The sequence below is a fragment of the Rhizobium leucaenae USDA 9039 genome (assembly GCF_000426285.1).
Classification (GTDB): Bacteria; Pseudomonadota; Alphaproteobacteria; order Rhizobiales; family Rhizobiaceae; genus Rhizobium; species Rhizobium leucaenae.
This window is the reverse complement of record NZ_AUFB01000004.1, coordinates 163,891-179,306: the sequence shown is the minus strand read 5'-3', so window position 1 is coordinate 179,306 and position 15,416 is coordinate 163,891. Positions and strand designations below refer to the sequence as shown.

Below are 15,416 nucleotides of genomic sequence, written 5' to 3'. Positions count from 1 at the left end.
AAAAAGCTCAATCATCGACGACGCGGATGGCCGCGAGCACCGCGTCCAGCAAACTATCCGCTGTCTCGTCGCCGGGAAGCGATCTGATCATGCCGTTCAAGCGTCCCTCTAGCAGCAGCATAGCGAAGCTATGCACCAGTGACCAGAGGGCAGTCGCCTGTGCCGCCATCTGCAGCGGCGACAAGCGCCTCGCGCGCATGGCTCAAGTCAACCTGGCTTCGACCCGCTCCTTCAGCCTTTCAAGCGTCCGCCCAAAAATTCCATCATCCCCGAGCGCTCTCGCGAGCGTCAGCGCCCCCTGGATACCGACAACCGCTTCTTCGGCGAGCGGATTTGCTTCCCCTATCTTGATGCCCGCTCTCGTCAAAGCGCCGGCAAGCGCCTTGATCCATCGGTGGAAATAGCCCCGGATCACGCCTGCAAAACGGTCGCGTGTTTCGTCGAGCGCGAAGGCGCCGATGAGACAGATGCGGTGGCCCGAGCGGAAATAAGTGTCTGTCGTCTCCCACATGCGGGCAATGGCGGCATGTGGTTCGTCTTCTTCGAGCGGCTTGAACATCTCGTTGACGAACCAGGCGTCGATATTGGCCATGATCTCCGCCGCCATCTCCTCCTTTCCGCCGGGGAAGAAATGATAGAGGCTGCCTTTCGACAGTTTGGTGCGCACCGTGATCTCGCTCATCGACGCGCCTTCATAGCCGAGCTCGCGAAAGACCTCGGCGACGAGGGTTATGGCGTCCGATTTTTCGAAGATGGTGCGCGTCATCGTCTTCGTCTTAGAGTCCGAGGTCGGAGAGCCCTGGATGATCGTCCGGACGGCGGCCGAGCGGCCAATGGAATTTCCGGTCCTCTTCCTTGATCGGCATGTCGTTGATAGAGGCGAAGCGGCGCTGCATCAGGCCGTCAGCGTCGAACTCCCAATTCTCGTTGCCATAGGAGCGAAACCAGTGGCCGCTGTCGTCGTGCCACTCATAGGCGAAACGCACGGCGATGCGATTGCCATCGAAAGCCCATAGTTCCTTGATCAGCCGATAGTCCAACTCCTTGGCCCATTTGCGGGTGAGGAATTCGACGATTTCTTTGCGGCCGCGTGGAAATTCGGCGCGGTTCCGCCACTGGCTGTCTTCGGTATAGACCTTCGAGACACGTTCGGGATCGCGGCTGTTCCAGCCGTCTTCGGCGAGGCGGACCTTGGCGATGGCGGTTTCGCGGGTGAACGGCGGCACGAGTGGGGTGGCCATGACTTGCTCCTTTTAGACCGATATGACTATGGTAGACCGATCGGTTTAGGAGGGCAAGAGCGAGTTCGGCGTCTTCAAGAGGCGCTATCGTGCGAATTTCTTTGCGCCGACGACGCAGGCGACAACGCCAAGGGTGACTGCAAGCATCGACCAACTGACGCTTTCCTTCAGCAGCGTGGCGGCGAGCGCCAAGCCGAAGAAGGGCTGCAGCAACTGCAATTGCCCGACGGCAGCAATGCCGCCCTGTGCCAGTCCTCGATACCAGAAGATGAAACCGATCAGCATGCTGAAGAGAGAGACATAGACCAGGCCGATCCAGGCCGGCTCGCCGATACCGCCGATCGTCTGCGGCATGGTCAACAGGCAAAGTGCGATCATGACCGGCAGCGACAGCACCAGCGCCCACGAAATGACCTGCCAACCGCCCAGCCGGCGCGACAGCACCGCGCCCTCGGCATAGCCGAGCCCGCAAACGAGGATTGCCGCCAGCATCAGCAAATCGCCGACCGGCGATGCGGAGATGCCCTGGGCAAGCGCATAGCCGGAAACAATGGCGCTGCCGATGGCGGAAAATAGCCAGAAGGCCGGTCGGGGCCGCTCGCCACCGCGCAACACGCCGAATATGGCCGTCGCCAGCGGCAGCAATCCGATGAAGACGATCGAATGCGCCGACGTGACATGCTTAAGCGCCAGCGCTGTCAGTAGCGGAAAGCCGACGACGCAGCCCAATGCGACGATGGTGAGGGGGATGATATCGCTGCGGACTGGCCGCTTTTCCCGAAAAGCGAGCAGCAGGCACAGCGCCAGCATGCCGGCGATCGCGGCGCGGGCGACAGTCAGGAAGACGGGGTCGAAATCCATGACCGCGACCCGCGTCGCCGGCAATGAGCCGCTGAAGATCAGCACGCCCGTCATTCCGTAGATCCAGCCGCTTGTCGTCTTGTCCATGCCGATGCTCCAAATTTGCTGCCCGGTATCGGCGAAGTCGGCTGGTCATTCCAGAGACGGTACAGTACAATTTATGCAAACTGTTATGGTATGGGGTGCAGTACGGATGAACGATGCCATCGTCATGAAAGCAGCCAGCGGCACGCGTATCGAGGGTGTGATGACGGCAATTGCGGATCGTATCGCCGCGCGCAGCCTGGCGCCGGGTGCGCGGCTTCCCTCGGTGCGCAGCTTTGCCAAAACGATGCAGGTGTCCGTTTCCACCGTGGTCGAAGCCTATGAGCGGCTGGCGGCCGAGGGCGTCATCCGCTCGCGGCCCGGTTCCGGCTTTTACGTCTGCGGGCCGCTCGCGCCGCTTTCCCTGTCGGAGATCGCTCCCCGGCGCGAACGAGATGTCGATCCGCTCTGGATTTCGCGGCAATCGCTGGAGGTGGATGACGCTGTTCTGAAGCCCGGTTGCGGCTGGCTTCCGCCCTCGTGGATGCCGGAGGCGGCGCTGCGTCGAGCGATGCGAAGCCTGGCGCGGACCGGCGGAGGCGGCGTTCTCACCAATTACGGAACGCCGCTCGGTCTGCCGCCGTTGCGGCAGCTTCTGGCGCGACGCATGGGCGAACACGGGATCGCTGCATCGCCCGACCAGATCATGCTTATGGAATCCGGCACGCAGGCGATCGATCTTCTCTGCCGCTTCCTGCTCGAACCCGGCGATACCGTGCTGGTCGACGATCCCTGCTATTTCAATTTCCATGCTCTTTTGCGGGCGCACCGGGCCAATATCGTCGGCGTGCCCTTCACGCCGACAGGGCCGGACATCGAGCTGTTCGCAGAGGCGCTCGAAAGACATAAGCCGCGCCTCTACGTCACCAATTCTGGCGTCCACAATCCGACCGGTGCCGTATTGTCGCCGGTGACGGCGCATCGCCTGTTGAAACTGGCTGACGCTTCCAACCTGATCATCATCGAAGACGATATTTTTGCCGATTTCGAGCATGTGCCGGCGCCACGCCTTGCCGCCTATGACGGGGTCGATCGGGTGATCCATATCGGCAGCTTTTCAAAGACGCTGTCGGCCTCAGTCCGCTGCGGCTTCATCGCTGCGCGGCGGGACTGGATCGACGGCCTTGTCGATCTGAAGATCGCCACCAACTTCAGCGGCGGCCAACTGGGGGCCGAGCTGTTATTCTCGGCGCTGAAGGACGGAAGCTATCGCAAGCATATCGAGGCGCTGCGGGCTCGGCTTGCCAAGACCATGAGCGAAACCATCGTTCGCTTGGAAGCAATCGGCATCATGCCCTGGCTGAGGCCGCAGGCCGGCATGTTTCTTTGGTGCCGATTACCCGAGGGTCTTGATGCGGCCGACGTCGCGCGTGACTGCCTTGCCGAGGGCATCATTCTGGCGCCGGGCAATGCCTTCAGCCAGGGGGATACGGCGAGCAATTTCCTGCGCTTCAATATCGCGCAATCGACGGATGCTCGCATTTTCGACGTGCTTGCGGCGTCGATGCGGAGATTGGCGTCCGGATGATCGGCAGCGTCTCTGCTCAGAACCCCGGCGATGGTGATCCGGCCGGCGGGGATGCCGGATGCATTATTTGTGCAGCATCTTCAGAGCGTCGATGAAATAGCTGTCGGCGCCGGAATAGTCATCGACCTTGCAGCGCTTGAGACCTTCGGCCACCAGCTCGCGTGCCCGCTTCCTTTCGGCGGCGCTGATCGCCGATGCCTTCAGCCCATCATTGATATTGTCCACCATGGCAGCGCATGGCGTTGAATCGCTGTTTCCTTTGGTTGCGGTGTTTGCCGCCAATGCAGTGAAGGACAGAGTGAGGCTAATCGAAATAAACGATGGAACGACAAGAGCGAGCGTTTTCATGTCTCTGCATCCCTCAGCTCCGTACGCAGTATACGGATAAAATATGTAAACCAAACGTCTTGGGATATGATCGAAGGCCGGGGGAGAGATCGGAAAGACAATCGGGCACTGTAAAGCAGCTCGAATACGCTCTTGCAGGTCTTGCTGAACTGAAGCATCACATTATAGCTCTGCCACAAGGCCGCTTCAATTGCGGTTCACATCGGCTCTACAATCCCTCTTGGAGATGAGATCGACCGTGCGTGTTCTGCTTGTTGAAGACGACAATATCCTTGGATCATCCCTCAAGAAGGCTTTGGAGAAACATGCTTACGGCGTCGATTGGATGCGCGACGGCGCGTCCGGTCTCGAAGCCGCGCAGCATTCGCATTTCGCGGCTGTCATTCTCGATATCAACCTGCCACAGCTCAATGGCATGGAGGTGCTGAGAGGCATTCGGCAGCGGGGCAACGCCGTGCCGGTTCTGCTGTTGACAGCGCTCGATGCGGTACGGCAGAAAGTCGAAGGGCTCGATGAGGGCGCCGACGATTACCTCGTCAAGCCGTTCGATCTCGACGAGCTGCTTGCCCGCCTGCGCGCTCTGATCCGGCGCCGCGATGGGCGGACGGAAAGCCTCATTCGATGCGGGGATGTCGAGGTGGACCCATCGGCGATGGTCGCCCGCAAGGGCAGTGCACAGGTTCATACCACCGCCAAGGAATTCCATCTGCTGAAGCTGCTGATGGAGCGCAGCGGCCGATACGTGACCAAGAACGATATCGAGTATGCGCTCTACGATGCCGAGAACACCGTCGAAAGCAACGCCATCGAGGTGACGATCTACAATCTGCGCAAGAAGCTGGGCACCGATTTCATCAAATCGATCCGTGGCGTTGGCTATATGATCGAGCGATGAGCACCTCCACACTAACCCGCAAACTCTTCTTCAGGATCGCACCGGTCGTGGCGGTGACCATCGTGGTGATCGGCGCCTTCGCATTCAACAGCGCGACGCGCGAGATCAACAATATCTACGATGCCCAGCTCATCGACGATGCCAACGTTATCTGGAGCTTGCTGCGTCGCCCTCTGGAAAGATCGCCGGATCGCTCTGCCAAGCAGATCGACGATATCGACTTCGCGATGGACAATCAGCTATCCTTCAACGAGGACGCCGACGATTATGCCGACGCTCACATGTTTCGCGCCTGGGTAGACGGCCATATCCGCTTCTATAGCAGCACGGCCTTCCTGTCCGACGTGCCGCAGCAGAAGGTCGGCTTCACCACGATCACCTATAAGGGAGAGAATTGGCGGGTCTATTCGCTGCCGATACCGAATACGACCATCGTCATGGAGATCGGCGAGAAGATCGCCCTGCGGGAAACGCTTGTCTCCAACATCCTGCTCAATCTCTTTTTTCCGCTGCTTGTCCTCGTGCCGGTCATCGGCTTTCTCATCTGGCTCGGCATTAATAGCGGCTTGCGCACGATCCATGGGCTGGTACGCCAGATCCGCACGCGTTCACCCGACGATCTCTCCGCCATCCCTGTTCAAGATCTGCCGCGGGACCTGTTGCCGCTCGGCCGCTCGATCAACCAGCTTCTCGAAAAACTTGGACATTCATTGACGCTCGAGCGACGCTTTTCGGATCTTGCGGCGCATCAATTGCGGACCCCGCAGGCCAGCGTGAAGCTGTTGCTGCAGATGCTGGGCAACACCGACAGCGAGCACGAAAGGCAGACGATTATCGCCGATCTCGTGGCCAGCAACAATCGGGCCATACATCTGATCGAGCAATTGCTGCGGCTTGCCCGGGTAAGCCATCACCCCCTCAATCCGACGCCCGTCACGCTCTATCATTTGGTGGCGTCGGTCCTGGCGGAATTCGGCAATATCATCACCAGCCGGCAGCTCGATGTCCTGCTGGAGGGTGACGAGACGGCGCAGGTCAAGACGGATGAATCCCTGCTGCGCATGATGATCGGCAACCTGTTGGACAATGCCATTAAATACACGCCCGTGACCGGCAGGATCGAAGTTGTGATCTCCTCCGAAAGCGCGCTTTGGCGGGTATCGATCAGCGACAGCGGCCCGGGCATTCCGCCCGATGAGCGTGCGGCGGTTTTCCAGCGGTTCTATCGGCTCAATACGCTGCACACCGAAGGCGCCGGCCTCGGTCTGGCGATCGTCGCCGATACGGCTGACAGGCTTGCCGCGTCAATCCAGCTATTGACGCCGCGTTGGGGCACGGGCCTGCGGGTCGATTTGCGACTGCCGAAAAACCAATAGAACAACCCTTGCACATTCATCTGAGCGCGAGGCGCTTGTCGCTGTACGGGTTCAGCTTTCACGGCGTCTTGAGCCGTTCCATTTTTCATTTTCGCATCATCCTGCCCTCATGCCTGGCTCATCCGTCGTTGTTAAACGCAACTTCAGGATAAGGCGAAGGGATATTTTCATGCAGGTGTTTTGCGATTTTGATGGAACCATATCCATCGAAGACGCGACGGATATGGTGTTATCCCGTTTCGCCGGTTCCGAATGGGAAGATATAGAACAGCAGTGGAAACGCGGGCTGATCGGGTCGGCCGAGTGCATGCGCCGGCAGATCGCCCTCGTGCAGGCAAGCCGGAAAGATCTCAACGCCCTCCTGGACGAGGTGTCCATAGATCCCGGCTTTGAGGACTTTCTCTCATACTGCAACCGCAGTGATTTGCCGGTGACGATCGTCAGCGACGGTGTCGACTATTTCATTCGCCACATCCTGGCGCGTCACGGCATCGACGACCTGCGGATAATCGCCAACGTCCTTACCTATCGCTTCGCTCATGGCCGAGAATTGTATTCTCTTTCTCCGTCGCTTGCGGCAGCCGGATGCATGTCCGGTTCAGGCGTCTGCAAATGCCGGGTTGTCAAAGGCGCCGAACTGCAGATCTACATCGGCGATGGGCGAAGCGATTTCTGTGTTTCCGATAAGGTCGACCTTGTCTTCGCAAAAGCCAAGCTCGCCGATTATTGCGAGGACCAGGGCATTCCCTATGTCGGCTTCGAAAGCTTCGTCGACCTGCTTCCAAAGATGAAAGCCATTCTTCCCAGTGTCGCCCGGGGACCCCGCGCGCTGCTGCAATCCAAGATCGCATGAACTAGATCAAGAGGCATTTAATGAAAACCAATGTAGTCGAAGCCTTCAGTGGCGAGATGGAGTCGCACGTCAAATCTGAGGCGGAGTTGCGTGTCCTTGAGGAGACCTATTGCTCCCATGGCGACACGGTCCACTACACGGCAAAGCCGAAATTCTTCGAAGAGTGCGAAGGCTCTTACGTCTACGACAAGGCCGGGACGCCATTCCTCGACCTGCAGATGTGGTATTCCGCCGTCAATTTCGGCTACCGCAACGAACGCCTGAACGCCGCCGCACACCGTCAGCTCGACCGGCTGCCGCAGGTCGCCTCGCAATATCTGCACCGGGAAAAGGTGGAGCTTGCGGCGATGATCGCCCAGGACGCCGAGAGCAAGTTCGGCCACAAGGGCCGCGTCCATTTCAACGTCGGCGGCTCGCAGGCCGTCGAGGATTCGCTGAAGCTGGTGCGCAACTACACCGGCGGCAAGAGCCTGATGTTCGCCTTCGAAGGCGGTTATCACGGCCGCACCCTCGGCGCTTCGGCCATCACCTCCAGCTACCGCTACCGCCGCCGCTACGGCCATTTCGGCGATCGCGCGCAGTTTGTTGAATTCCCCTATCATTTCCGCGGCCCGAAGGGCATGTCGAAGGAAGAATATGGGCATCACTGTGTCCAGAAATTCGCCCGCCTGTTCGAGAGCGAATATAACGGTGTCTGGGATCCGAAGGCCGGCAAGTCCGAATATGCCGCCTTCTACATCGAGCCGATCCAGGGCACCGGCGGCTACGTCATTCCGCCTATGAACTTCTTCGTCGAATTGAAGAAGGTGCTGGACGATCACGGCATCCTGCTCGTCGTCGACGAAATCCAGATGGGCGTCTACCGCACCGGCAAGCTCTGGTCGATCGAGCATTTCGGCGTGTCGCCCGATGCTCTCGTCTTCGGCAAGGCGATCACCAACGGGCTCAACCCGCTTTCAGGCGTCTGGGCAAGGGAAGAGATGATCAACCCGGAGATCTTCCCGCCCGGCTCGACACATTCCACCTTCGCCAGCAACCCGATGGGGACCGCCGTGGCTCTCGAAACCATGAAGATGTTGGAAGAGGAGGATTTCGGCGCGGCCATCATGGCCAAGGGCGCCTATTTCCTCGATGGGCTGAAACAGTTGCAGAAGCGCCATGCTATTGTCGGCGAGGTCGACGGTCTCGGCCTGGCCCTGCGGATGGAGATCTGCAAGGACGACAGCTACACGCCGGACAAGGCGACGATGGACTGGCTCTGCGACGAGGGCATGAAGGGCGACATTCAGGTCGGTTCGAAGATGTACGGCCTCGTGCTCGACGTCGGCGGCTACCACAAGAACGTCATCACCTTCGCGCCGAACCTGCTCATCACCCGCGAGGAGATCGATCTGGCGATTGCCTTGCTCGATCAGCTTCTCACGCGCGCGGCCCGGAGGTAAGTCGGTGCAACTCCTTCTTCTTCATCTCGATGATGCGTTGGAGTTGCAGCCAGATTTTGTGCGCGCCTGCAAATTTGCGGGCGCGTGCCAATATGTCGATAAGGCAACCGGCACGGCGGTCCGTCTCTGGAGCAAGCAGAAGGCACTCGCCGAACTCAGCCGCAATATCGTGCGGAACACACCGGCAGTCGGCAAGGATCCGCAGCTCTGCTTCATGGGCTCGGGCGACTTTCATCACATAACGGCGCTGCTTCTTGACGGGGCGCTGGAGCGGCAGTCCATTGCGACGACGCTCATTCATTTCGACAATCATCCGGATTGGGTCACTTTCAATGGGGGCATGCACTGCGGCTCCTGGGTCAACAGTGCCCTTGCCAACCGCAATATCCAGAAGGTCATCACCATCGGCGTTTGCAGCCACGACCTTCGTAGCCCCGAACGCAAGGGCGCCAATCTGCACTGGCTCGGCGAAGGCAAGCTCGAACTTTATCCCTATGAACATCCGCCGAGCCGGGTCCTGGCCGAGTACGGCAGCGGCGCCAGCTACCGGCAGGAAAAGGGCGCCTTGCACTGGAAATCCATTTCCGAGATCGGCGAGGAAAATTTCATCGACCGAATGCTGAGCCGGATTCGCACCGAAGCCGTTTATCTGACGATCGACAAGGACGTGCTGGCTGCGGACGACGCCGTGACGAACTGGGACCAGGGTCGCATGCGGTTGCCCTATCTCCTGGCGCTGATCAGCGAAATCGGCAACCGCCATCGCATCATCGGCGCCGACGTCATCGGCGACTACTCCGCTCCGAACTATGGCGGCAATTTTCAAACCAGGATTTTGAAAAGGGCCGAGATCTTTATCGATCAGCCGCATATCCGGCCAAAGGCCGAAGCGGTCAGAAACATCAACAGTGCCGCAAACCACGCGTTGCTGGAGGTCCTGGCGGAGTACATGGCATGAGCGGCAGCCTGACTCTTCCCATGCTTGGCCTGATCCTCTTCTGCGTGCTGGCGGAAACGGCGCGCGAGGTCTGCTTCAAGCAATCGGCAAGCCAGAACGCATTGCTTTCGGCGCTGGCCAAGCCCGTCACATGGCTGGGCATCTTCTTTTGGGCGGTGGAGCTGTTCGCCTGGACCGCCGTGCTGGAGCATGTGCCTCTGTCGATCGCCTTCCCGCTGATGGCGCTGAGCTATGTCGTCATCGTCTTCGCCGGGGCCCTGATCTTCAAAGAAAATATCAACCTCCGCCACGCGACGGGTGTGTTCCTCGTGACCGCCGGCGTGGCTTGTGTGGGAGTAACCGGACTATGAAAATCTTTGCGCACACCAGATGGGACGCCGTACCGGTTCTGGCCGCTGTGGCGCATCTCGCCTTCGACATCTATCTGATCGTCGGTTTCGAAAGCCGGCCATTGTGGCTCTCGGCCGTCCTCGGCTGCCTTTATGCCGTGTCGATCTCGTGGAACATCAACAGCATATCCCATAATTTCATCCACACGCCCTATTTCAAGCCGCGCTGGATGAACTATGCGTTCAGCCTGCTGGAATCCCTCGCGATCGGCTTCTCGCAGACCTATTATCATTGGGTGCATATGCGCCATCACTCCGGCAACAGCGACCGGCCGGACGAAAAGGGCGATACGATCGACCTCTTGTCGATCTATCGCCACGGCCGCAACGGTGAGCCGGAGAATGTGTGGTCCTACACGCTGCTGAGCTTCTTCCGTGACAGCCTTGGCGATATTCACAAGGCTATCGCCCGCAACCGGCCGTTCGATGCAAAATGGGGCCGTTTCGAACTCTTCTTCTTCCTCGGCCTTGCGGCGGTTGCGCTGATTTACGACTGGAAGGCCGTGCTTTTCTTCGTGCCCTTCTATTACTTCGGCAACTGCCTGTCGTCGCTCAACGGCTATTACGAACATCTGCATGGTGATCCGGACGAACCGATCGCCTGGGGCGTCAGCAGCCATAAGTCGTTCTACAACTGGCTGTGGTTCGGCAACGGTTACCATGCCGAGCATCATTACCGGCCGCGGACCCATTGGACGAAGATGCGCACGCTGCACGAGCAGATCAAGGAAGAGCAGGAAAAGGCCGGCACGCACGTCATCAGCACCTGCCACGCGCTTGGCTTCATGGCCAAGGAAAACCGGCAGGCGGAGCTTTCTCATGAAGGCTGATGGACTGAGCTTTTTTCTGGAAGGCTCGAATGACAAAGGCGTCCTATTGATTCATGGGCTGACGGGGGCTCCGGCGGAAATGAAGCTGGTCGCCCGCCATCTGCACCGCAAGGGCTACAGCGTCTATGCGCCGCTGCTCGCCGGCCATGGCGTGGATGCCGGTACCCTGCGGCGCACGCGATGGGAGGATTGGCTGGAGAGCGTCGTGCAGGCGTCGGAATTGCTCGCGCAGAGAACGCAGCAGGTCTTTGCAGCGGGTATCTGCGTCGGCGGCAAGCTTTCGATGCTGGCGGCCGAAAGGCGCCCGGAGACGATCCGCGCCGTAGCCATCTATTCGCCCTGTTTTCATTATGACGGCTGGGATGTCCCCTTCTACTATCCGCTGCTGTCGTCGCAGATCGGCTGGCTTTCCCGCATTCCTTTTCTCGACCGTCTCAATTTTCGCGAGACCGCATCCCTCGGGATCAAGGACGAGCGCATGCGCCGGCTGATCGAGAGCATGGGGGGAGAGGGCATTCTGGAGAAATTCCCCGGCAGGGGGCTCGTCGAGATGTATCGGCTGGGCAAGGCCCTCAGGGGTAGGCTGCCGGAGATCAAGACGCCCACGTTGATCCTGCATGCCGAGGACGACGACCTCAGCAATCCCCGGCACGCACGCTACATTTCCGACCATATCGGCGGTCCGCACGAACTGAAGTGGATCAAGGACAGCTACCATATGATCCATGTCGACCGTCAGCATCGGCAGGTGGCCGATTTCACCGCGGATTTCTTCGAGGCGAGCCATGTTCCAGCTCTCGCTTAACGATTCGCCGGCGTCGGCGCGCGATCCGGTCGCCGAGGTGCATTTCAGCATCCGCGCCATCGGCCGCGATGCCTGGAACGCCTGCTTCCATGATCAGGTCGAAGATTATGATTGCCTGCTCGCCATCGAAGAGGCCGGCATCGCGGGCTTCGAATGGCGCTACATCACGGTCGTCGAAGACGGACGGGTCAATGCCGCCATGCCGGCTTTCCTCTGCCCGTATGCGCTGGATACGACGCTGGAAGAGGGCGCGCTGCGGAGGATGGTGCGTCGCATACGGCAGCGCTTCCCGGGTTTTCTGACGCTGCGCCTTGCCTGTCTCGGCTCGCCCTGCACGGAAACGGGCGCGGTCGGCTTTCATCCGGATGTGCCACCGGCACGCCGCGATGTGCTGTTTGCCGAGTTGCTGTCGTTCTTCGAACAGCTTGCGGCAACGGAAGACTGCGCGCTGATGGGCCTCAAGGACATTCCGCAGCCGATTGCTCCCGCGCTGGATGGGCCGCTCTCGGCCCGCCGGTACGCCATGATCGGCGGCTTGCCGACCGCCTGGCTCGATATCGATTTCAAGACGATCGACGAATATCTCGCCCGGCTCTCCTCCGGCACGCGCAAGGACATGCGCCGCAAGTTGAAATCCTTTGGCGAGGTCAGGGTCGAGATCCGCACGGATTTCGGCGATTTCCTGCCTGAGGTCATGAGGCTCTACCACGACACCCGCAATCGCAGCGAATGGCAGTTCGAGGAGCTGACGGCCGGCTATTTCGAGGGAATTCTCTCGCGCATGGAAGGTCGTTCCTTCTGCGCCTTCTATTTCGTCGAGGACAGGCTCCTTGCGGCCAACCTGATCGTCCATGACGGACGCGTCGCCATCGACAAATTCTTCTGCATGGATGGCGAAGAGGGGCGGCCTTACAATCTTTATTTCCTGAGCTGGTTCACCAATCTGCGCTATTGCCTGGAACACGGCATAGGCCGCTACCAGAGCGGCCAGGCCTATTATGAGAACAAGGTGCGGCTCGGCAGCACTCTCACCGCCAACGCGATGTTCTTTCGCCATCGTAATCCTGTTCTTCAAAAGATACTGCGGCTGGCGTCTCCGCTGTTTTCGACAGATGAGGCAGACTGATGATGTCGATGCGCTTATCCTGGCTGGCTGTGCCGGTGCTGAACACGCTGTACCAATTCTTCATCAAGCATGGAGCCGGGCAGTTGGATGCTGCTACGGGAGCGGATTGGCTGTGGCAAGCGCTCGCTTCGCATTGGATCCTGGCGGCCATCGCCGCCGAAATCCTCTGCTTCTTCATCTGGATGAATGTGCTTTCCGAGCTTGATCTCAGCCGGGCTTTTCCTCTTTCCGGCATCAGCTACGTCTTGATCATCGCGACCGGCTGGTTCGTCTTCGGCGAACCGGTCGTCGGCCTGCAGGTCATCGGCAGCGGGTTGATCCTGACGGGCGTCTGGTTGATTGCAAGTGCTGCGGGCGAAACATCAGACCAAAATGACTGGGGTTCCAAGCACGGTTCGCTCAGTGCCGACACGGGTAAGGATAAGTGATGCCCAGATTGCAAGCTGAAGACCGTCGCCAAAATAAAGGCCTTGGCATCGCGTCCGGCCTTGCGGACTGGTGCCTGAAACGCGCGCTGTCGCATATCGTGACAAGGGGATCTCTGACGGTGACGACAGCCGCCGGCCACGTCCTGACATTCGGCGATGGCACCGGTCAGCCGGTGCATGTCCGCTTCACGGACACCCGCGCTGAGTGGGCTTTCCTCGTCGACGCCGACCTGCGGCTCGGCGAACTCTACATGGATGACCGTTTCCGTGTCGAACAGGGCTCGCTCTATGATTTCGTCGCGATGATGCTGCGGGAGGCGCAGAACAGCACGCATCCGCTCATTGCCCGCGTGATTGATCATATCCGCACGAGGCTGCGGATTTTCCGTCACCGCAATCTGCCGGGGCGTTCCAAGACAAACGTCGCGCATCACTACGATCTCGACGGCCGGCTCTACGAGCTTTTCCTGGATCCGGACCGGCAATATTCCTGCGCCTATTTCGAGCATCCCGACCAGTCGCTGGAAGAAGCGCAACTGGCGAAGAAAAGGCATCTGGCCGCCAAGCTGTCGATCGAGCCGGACAACAGCATTCTCGACATCGGCTGCGGTTGGGGCGGTCTCGCCTTGCACCTGGCCGAGCAGGCGCCGGGCGGCTATGTCCTCGGCGTCACGCTGTCCGAAGAGCAGCACGAGTATGCTTCGAAACGGCTTTTGGGCACTATGGATCGATCGCGGGCGGAGGTTCAGTTCGCGCTCAGGGACTATCGCAGCCTGACCGGCCATTTCGACAGGATCGTCTCGGTCGGCATGTTCGAGCATGTCGGTCTGGCATCCTATCGCACCTTCTTCCGCAAATGCGCCGAGTTGCTCGAGGATGACGGCATCATGGTGCTGCACACCATCGGCTGCTCGGCGACGCCCGGCTTCACCACGCCGTGGCTCGACAAATACATCTTCCCCGGCGGTTATATTCCAGCACTTTCGGAGATTGTGCCGGAAGTCGAGGCAGCGGGATTGACGATCACCGATGTCGAGGTGCTGCGCCTGCACTATGCCTGGACGCTCGCCAACTGGCGCGAGCGCTTCATGGCGCGCTGGGCCGAGGTGGCGGAACTCTATGACGAGCGCTTCTGTCGGATGTGGGAATATTATCTTTCGACCGCAGAGGCTGCGTTCCGCTTCGAAGATCTCGTCGTCTTCCAGATCCAGATCAGCAAGCGCAACGACATCGTCCCTGTCACGCGGAACTACATCGCCCGCAACGAAGCGAGCCAAGCTTCAAAATCGGACATCGAACGTTCTGTTGAGCGTAAAGCCGATGATGTTCTGGTTGGGTGAGCCGATCTGCGAGGTGATCGGGCTGTCAGCGGCATCGCTCACCAGACGGCTGTATTTGTCATAGACCTGCACGCTCCAGGCGGGCGAGAACGTATAGGTTGCCGCGACCGTAAAGCCCACGGATTTCAGGCCGCCGCCGGCGTCAAAGGCGTCGAGATGACCGTTTTTCGCCGCCCCGCTTTCGGAGATTCCGAAATTGTTGCGCATGTAGGTGGAGTTCGCCAGTGACATGCGCGGGCCTGCAGAAAGAAGCCAACTGTCTCCAACCGGCTGGAACCAGTCGAGCGACAGATCGGCAACCAGACCGTCGCCGCCCCAGAGCGCCTGTCGCGTCTCGGCGCGCACCCGCAACTGATTTTCGATCGGCCAATATTGCGCGAACGCGCCTGCATCGAAATTCCAGCGAACCCTGCGCAGTCCCTCCAGGCGGGAATCGTCAAAGGCCGAGCGCCCGCCCCTTAGGCCGACGACAGGGCCGACCTCGATGCCGCCGACCTCGAACAGGCTGTAGTCGATGTTATCGTCCGGGGCGCTATAGTCCTGGCTTTCGCCAAGGCGATGGAAATCGAAAGATGGCATGCCGCTGAAGGAAAGATGCTTCGATCCCTCATAGGAGGGCCCGTACTCCACCGTGCCGCCAAGCGTCACGACCCAGGTGGTTGACGCAGACTTGGCCGCCTCCTGCGCCAGCGCCGGAAATGCGCCCGTTGCGGATGCTGCCAGTAGCGCTATCCCGGCAAGTGCCGAGAACCTGTTGAACAAAGCTGTTTTGACGCTGAACACTTTGCCGACACCCGTCCCTAATCGCCTAATTTGCAGGCAGATTGTCCCGGCGGCATTACTAACACAGGCTGATGTCATACAAATAGAAAAAACTTGAGCGTCGATAGCGGCACCCATTTGGCCGTTGGA

Annotated in this window: 18 protein-coding genes; 12 read left to right on the top strand and 6 right to left on the bottom strand. The window is 59.6% G+C overall.

The annotated features are described in order from the left end of the window. Window positions 1-7: 7 nt before the first annotated feature. The 4 genes from K290_RS0107960 to K290_RS0107945 all read right to left on the bottom strand — a co-directional run bounded on the left by K290_RS0107960 (window position 8) and on the right by K290_RS0107945 (window position 2,189). Window positions 8-199 (bottom strand): hypothetical protein, encoded by a 192-nt coding sequence (locus K290_RS0107960; RefSeq protein ID WP_028751412.1) that lies wholly within the window; start codon window positions 197-199, stop codon window positions 8-10. A gap of 3 nt (window positions 200-202) precedes the next feature. Beyond that, window positions 203-766, bottom strand: coding sequence for a TetR/AcrR family transcriptional regulator (locus K290_RS0107955; protein ID WP_028751411.1), 564 nt, complete (start codon window positions 764-766; stop codon window positions 203-205). 10 nt (window positions 767-776) lie between these two features. Next, window positions 777-1,241, bottom strand: a complete 465-nt coding sequence (locus K290_RS0107950; RefSeq protein WP_028751410.1) for a nuclear transport factor 2 family protein — start codon at window positions 1,239-1,241, stop codon at window positions 777-779. 84 nt (window positions 1,242-1,325) lie between these two features. After that, window positions 1,326-2,189 (bottom strand): DMT family transporter, encoded by an 864-nt coding sequence (locus K290_RS0107945; RefSeq protein ID WP_028751409.1) that lies wholly within the window; start codon window positions 2,187-2,189, stop codon window positions 1,326-1,328. 106 nt (window positions 2,190-2,295) lie between these two features. Here K290_RS0107945 and K290_RS0107940 point away from each other — a divergent pair, with 106 nt between their 5' ends. Beyond that, window positions 2,296-3,714 (top strand): aminotransferase-like domain-containing protein, encoded by a 1,419-nt coding sequence (locus tag K290_RS0107940; protein WP_028751408.1) that lies wholly within the window; start codon window positions 2,296-2,298, stop codon window positions 3,712-3,714. A gap of 63 nt (window positions 3,715-3,777) precedes the next feature. Here K290_RS0107940 and K290_RS33920 read toward each other — a convergent pair whose 3' ends face one another. Then, window positions 3,778-4,062, bottom strand: a complete 285-nt coding sequence (locus tag K290_RS33920; RefSeq protein WP_037135107.1) for a hypothetical protein — start codon at window positions 4,060-4,062, stop codon at window positions 3,778-3,780. 238 nt (window positions 4,063-4,300) lie between these two features. On the opposite strand from K290_RS33920, the gene K290_RS0107930 reads away from it, so the two are divergent. The 11 genes from K290_RS0107930 (at window position 4,301) to K290_RS0107880 (ending at window position 14,504) form a co-directional block, all read left to right on the top strand. After that, window positions 4,301-4,957 carry a response regulator transcription factor gene (locus K290_RS0107930; RefSeq protein WP_028751407.1) on the top strand — a complete coding sequence of 219 codons (657 nt, stop codon included), beginning with the start codon at window positions 4,301-4,303 and terminating at the stop codon, window positions 4,955-4,957. Beyond that, entirely contained in the window at window positions 4,954-6,333 is a 1,380-nt protein-coding gene (locus tag K290_RS0107925; RefSeq protein WP_028751406.1) for a sensor histidine kinase, read from the top strand. The genes K290_RS0107930 and K290_RS0107925 overlap by 4 nt, the downstream gene beginning before the upstream one ends. A gap of 169 nt (window positions 6,334-6,502) precedes the next feature. Next, complete coding sequence (locus tag K290_RS0107920) at window positions 6,503-7,186, top strand: MtnX-like HAD-IB family phosphatase (protein ID WP_028751405.1); 684 nt, start codon at window positions 6,503-6,505, stop codon at window positions 7,184-7,186. A gap of 20 nt (window positions 7,187-7,206) precedes the next feature. Further along, window positions 7,207-8,628 (top strand): aspartate aminotransferase family protein, encoded by a 1,422-nt coding sequence (locus K290_RS0107915; RefSeq protein ID WP_028751404.1) that lies wholly within the window; start codon window positions 7,207-7,209, stop codon window positions 8,626-8,628. Between the two features lie 4 nt (window positions 8,629-8,632). Then, window positions 8,633-9,586 carry an arginase family protein gene (locus K290_RS0107910; protein ID WP_028751403.1) on the top strand — a complete coding sequence of 318 codons (954 nt, stop codon included), beginning with the start codon at window positions 8,633-8,635 and terminating at the stop codon, window positions 9,584-9,586. Further along, window positions 9,583-9,936, top strand: a complete 354-nt coding sequence (locus tag K290_RS0107905) for a DMT family transporter (protein WP_028751402.1) — start codon at window positions 9,583-9,585, stop codon at window positions 9,934-9,936. The genes K290_RS0107910 and K290_RS0107905 overlap by 4 nt, the downstream gene beginning before the upstream one ends. Next, window positions 9,933-10,805, top strand: coding sequence for a fatty acid desaturase family protein (locus K290_RS0107900; RefSeq protein WP_028751401.1), 873 nt, complete (start codon window positions 9,933-9,935; stop codon window positions 10,803-10,805). The genes K290_RS0107905 and K290_RS0107900 overlap by 4 nt, the downstream gene beginning before the upstream one ends. Beyond that, window positions 10,795-11,610 (top strand): alpha/beta hydrolase, encoded by an 816-nt coding sequence (locus K290_RS0107895; protein ID WP_028751400.1) that lies wholly within the window; start codon window positions 10,795-10,797, stop codon window positions 11,608-11,610. The genes K290_RS0107900 and K290_RS0107895 overlap by 11 nt, the downstream gene beginning before the upstream one ends. Next, window positions 11,591-12,736, top strand: coding sequence for a GNAT family N-acetyltransferase (locus K290_RS0107890; RefSeq protein WP_028751399.1), 1,146 nt, complete (start codon window positions 11,591-11,593; stop codon window positions 12,734-12,736). The genes K290_RS0107895 and K290_RS0107890 overlap by 20 nt, the downstream gene beginning before the upstream one ends. Then, the gene (locus K290_RS0107885; RefSeq protein ID WP_028751398.1) at window positions 12,736-13,164 is read left to right on the top strand and encodes an EamA family transporter; all 429 of its coding nucleotides are present in this window, start codon (window positions 12,736-12,738) and stop codon (window positions 13,162-13,164) included. Before K290_RS0107890 ends, K290_RS0107885 begins: the two co-directional genes overlap by 1 nt. Further along, window positions 13,164-14,504 (top strand): SAM-dependent methyltransferase, encoded by a 1,341-nt coding sequence (locus tag K290_RS0107880; RefSeq protein WP_028751397.1) that lies wholly within the window; start codon window positions 13,164-13,166, stop codon window positions 14,502-14,504. Before K290_RS0107885 ends, K290_RS0107880 begins: the two co-directional genes overlap by 1 nt. Here K290_RS0107880 and K290_RS0107875 read toward each other — a convergent pair. Next, complete coding sequence (locus K290_RS0107875; RefSeq protein ID WP_028751396.1) at window positions 14,445-15,287, bottom strand: MipA/OmpV family protein; 843 nt, start codon at window positions 15,285-15,287, stop codon at window positions 14,445-14,447. The genes K290_RS0107880 and K290_RS0107875 overlap by 60 nt on opposite strands. Window positions 15,288-15,416: the final 129 nt, after the last annotated feature.

Excerpts from the sequence above, each read along its gene's own strand:
- K290_RS0107960 (WP_028751412.1), bottom strand. The coding sequence starts at position 199 with ATGCGCGCGAGGCGCTTGTCGCCGCTGCAGATGGCGGCACAGGCGACT.
- K290_RS0107955 (WP_028751411.1), bottom strand. The coding sequence starts at position 766 with ATGACGCGCACCATCTTCGAAAAATCGGACGCCATAACCCTCGTCGCC.
- K290_RS0107950 (WP_028751410.1), bottom strand. The coding sequence starts at position 1,241 with ATGGCCACCCCACTCGTGCCGCCGTTCACCCGCGAAACCGCCATCGCC.
- K290_RS0107945 (WP_028751409.1), bottom strand. The coding sequence starts at position 2,189 with ATGGACAAGACGACAAGCGGCTGGATCTACGGAATGACGGGCGTGCTG.
- K290_RS0107940 (WP_028751408.1), top strand. The coding sequence starts at position 2,296 with ATGAACGATGCCATCGTCATGAAAGCAGCCAGCGGCACGCGTATCGAG.
- K290_RS33920 (WP_037135107.1), bottom strand. The coding sequence starts at position 4,062 with ATGAAAACGCTCGCTCTTGTCGTTCCATCGTTTATTTCGATTAGCCTC.
- K290_RS0107925 (WP_028751406.1), top strand. The coding sequence starts at position 4,954 with ATGAGCACCTCCACACTAACCCGCAAACTCTTCTTCAGGATCGCACCG.
- K290_RS0107920 (WP_028751405.1), top strand. The coding sequence starts at position 6,503 with ATGCAGGTGTTTTGCGATTTTGATGGAACCATATCCATCGAAGACGCG.
- K290_RS0107915 (WP_028751404.1), top strand. The coding sequence starts at position 7,207 with ATGAAAACCAATGTAGTCGAAGCCTTCAGTGGCGAGATGGAGTCGCAC.
- K290_RS0107905 (WP_028751402.1), top strand. The coding sequence starts at position 9,583 with ATGAGCGGCAGCCTGACTCTTCCCATGCTTGGCCTGATCCTCTTCTGC.
- K290_RS0107900 (WP_028751401.1), top strand. The coding sequence starts at position 9,933 with ATGAAAATCTTTGCGCACACCAGATGGGACGCCGTACCGGTTCTGGCC.
- K290_RS0107895 (WP_028751400.1), top strand. The coding sequence starts at position 10,795 with ATGAAGGCTGATGGACTGAGCTTTTTTCTGGAAGGCTCGAATGACAAA.
- K290_RS0107890 (WP_028751399.1), top strand. The coding sequence starts at position 11,591 with ATGTTCCAGCTCTCGCTTAACGATTCGCCGGCGTCGGCGCGCGATCCG.
- K290_RS0107885 (WP_028751398.1), top strand. The coding sequence starts at position 12,736 with ATGATGTCGATGCGCTTATCCTGGCTGGCTGTGCCGGTGCTGAACACG.
- K290_RS0107880 (WP_028751397.1), top strand. The coding sequence starts at position 13,164 with ATGCCCAGATTGCAAGCTGAAGACCGTCGCCAAAATAAAGGCCTTGGC.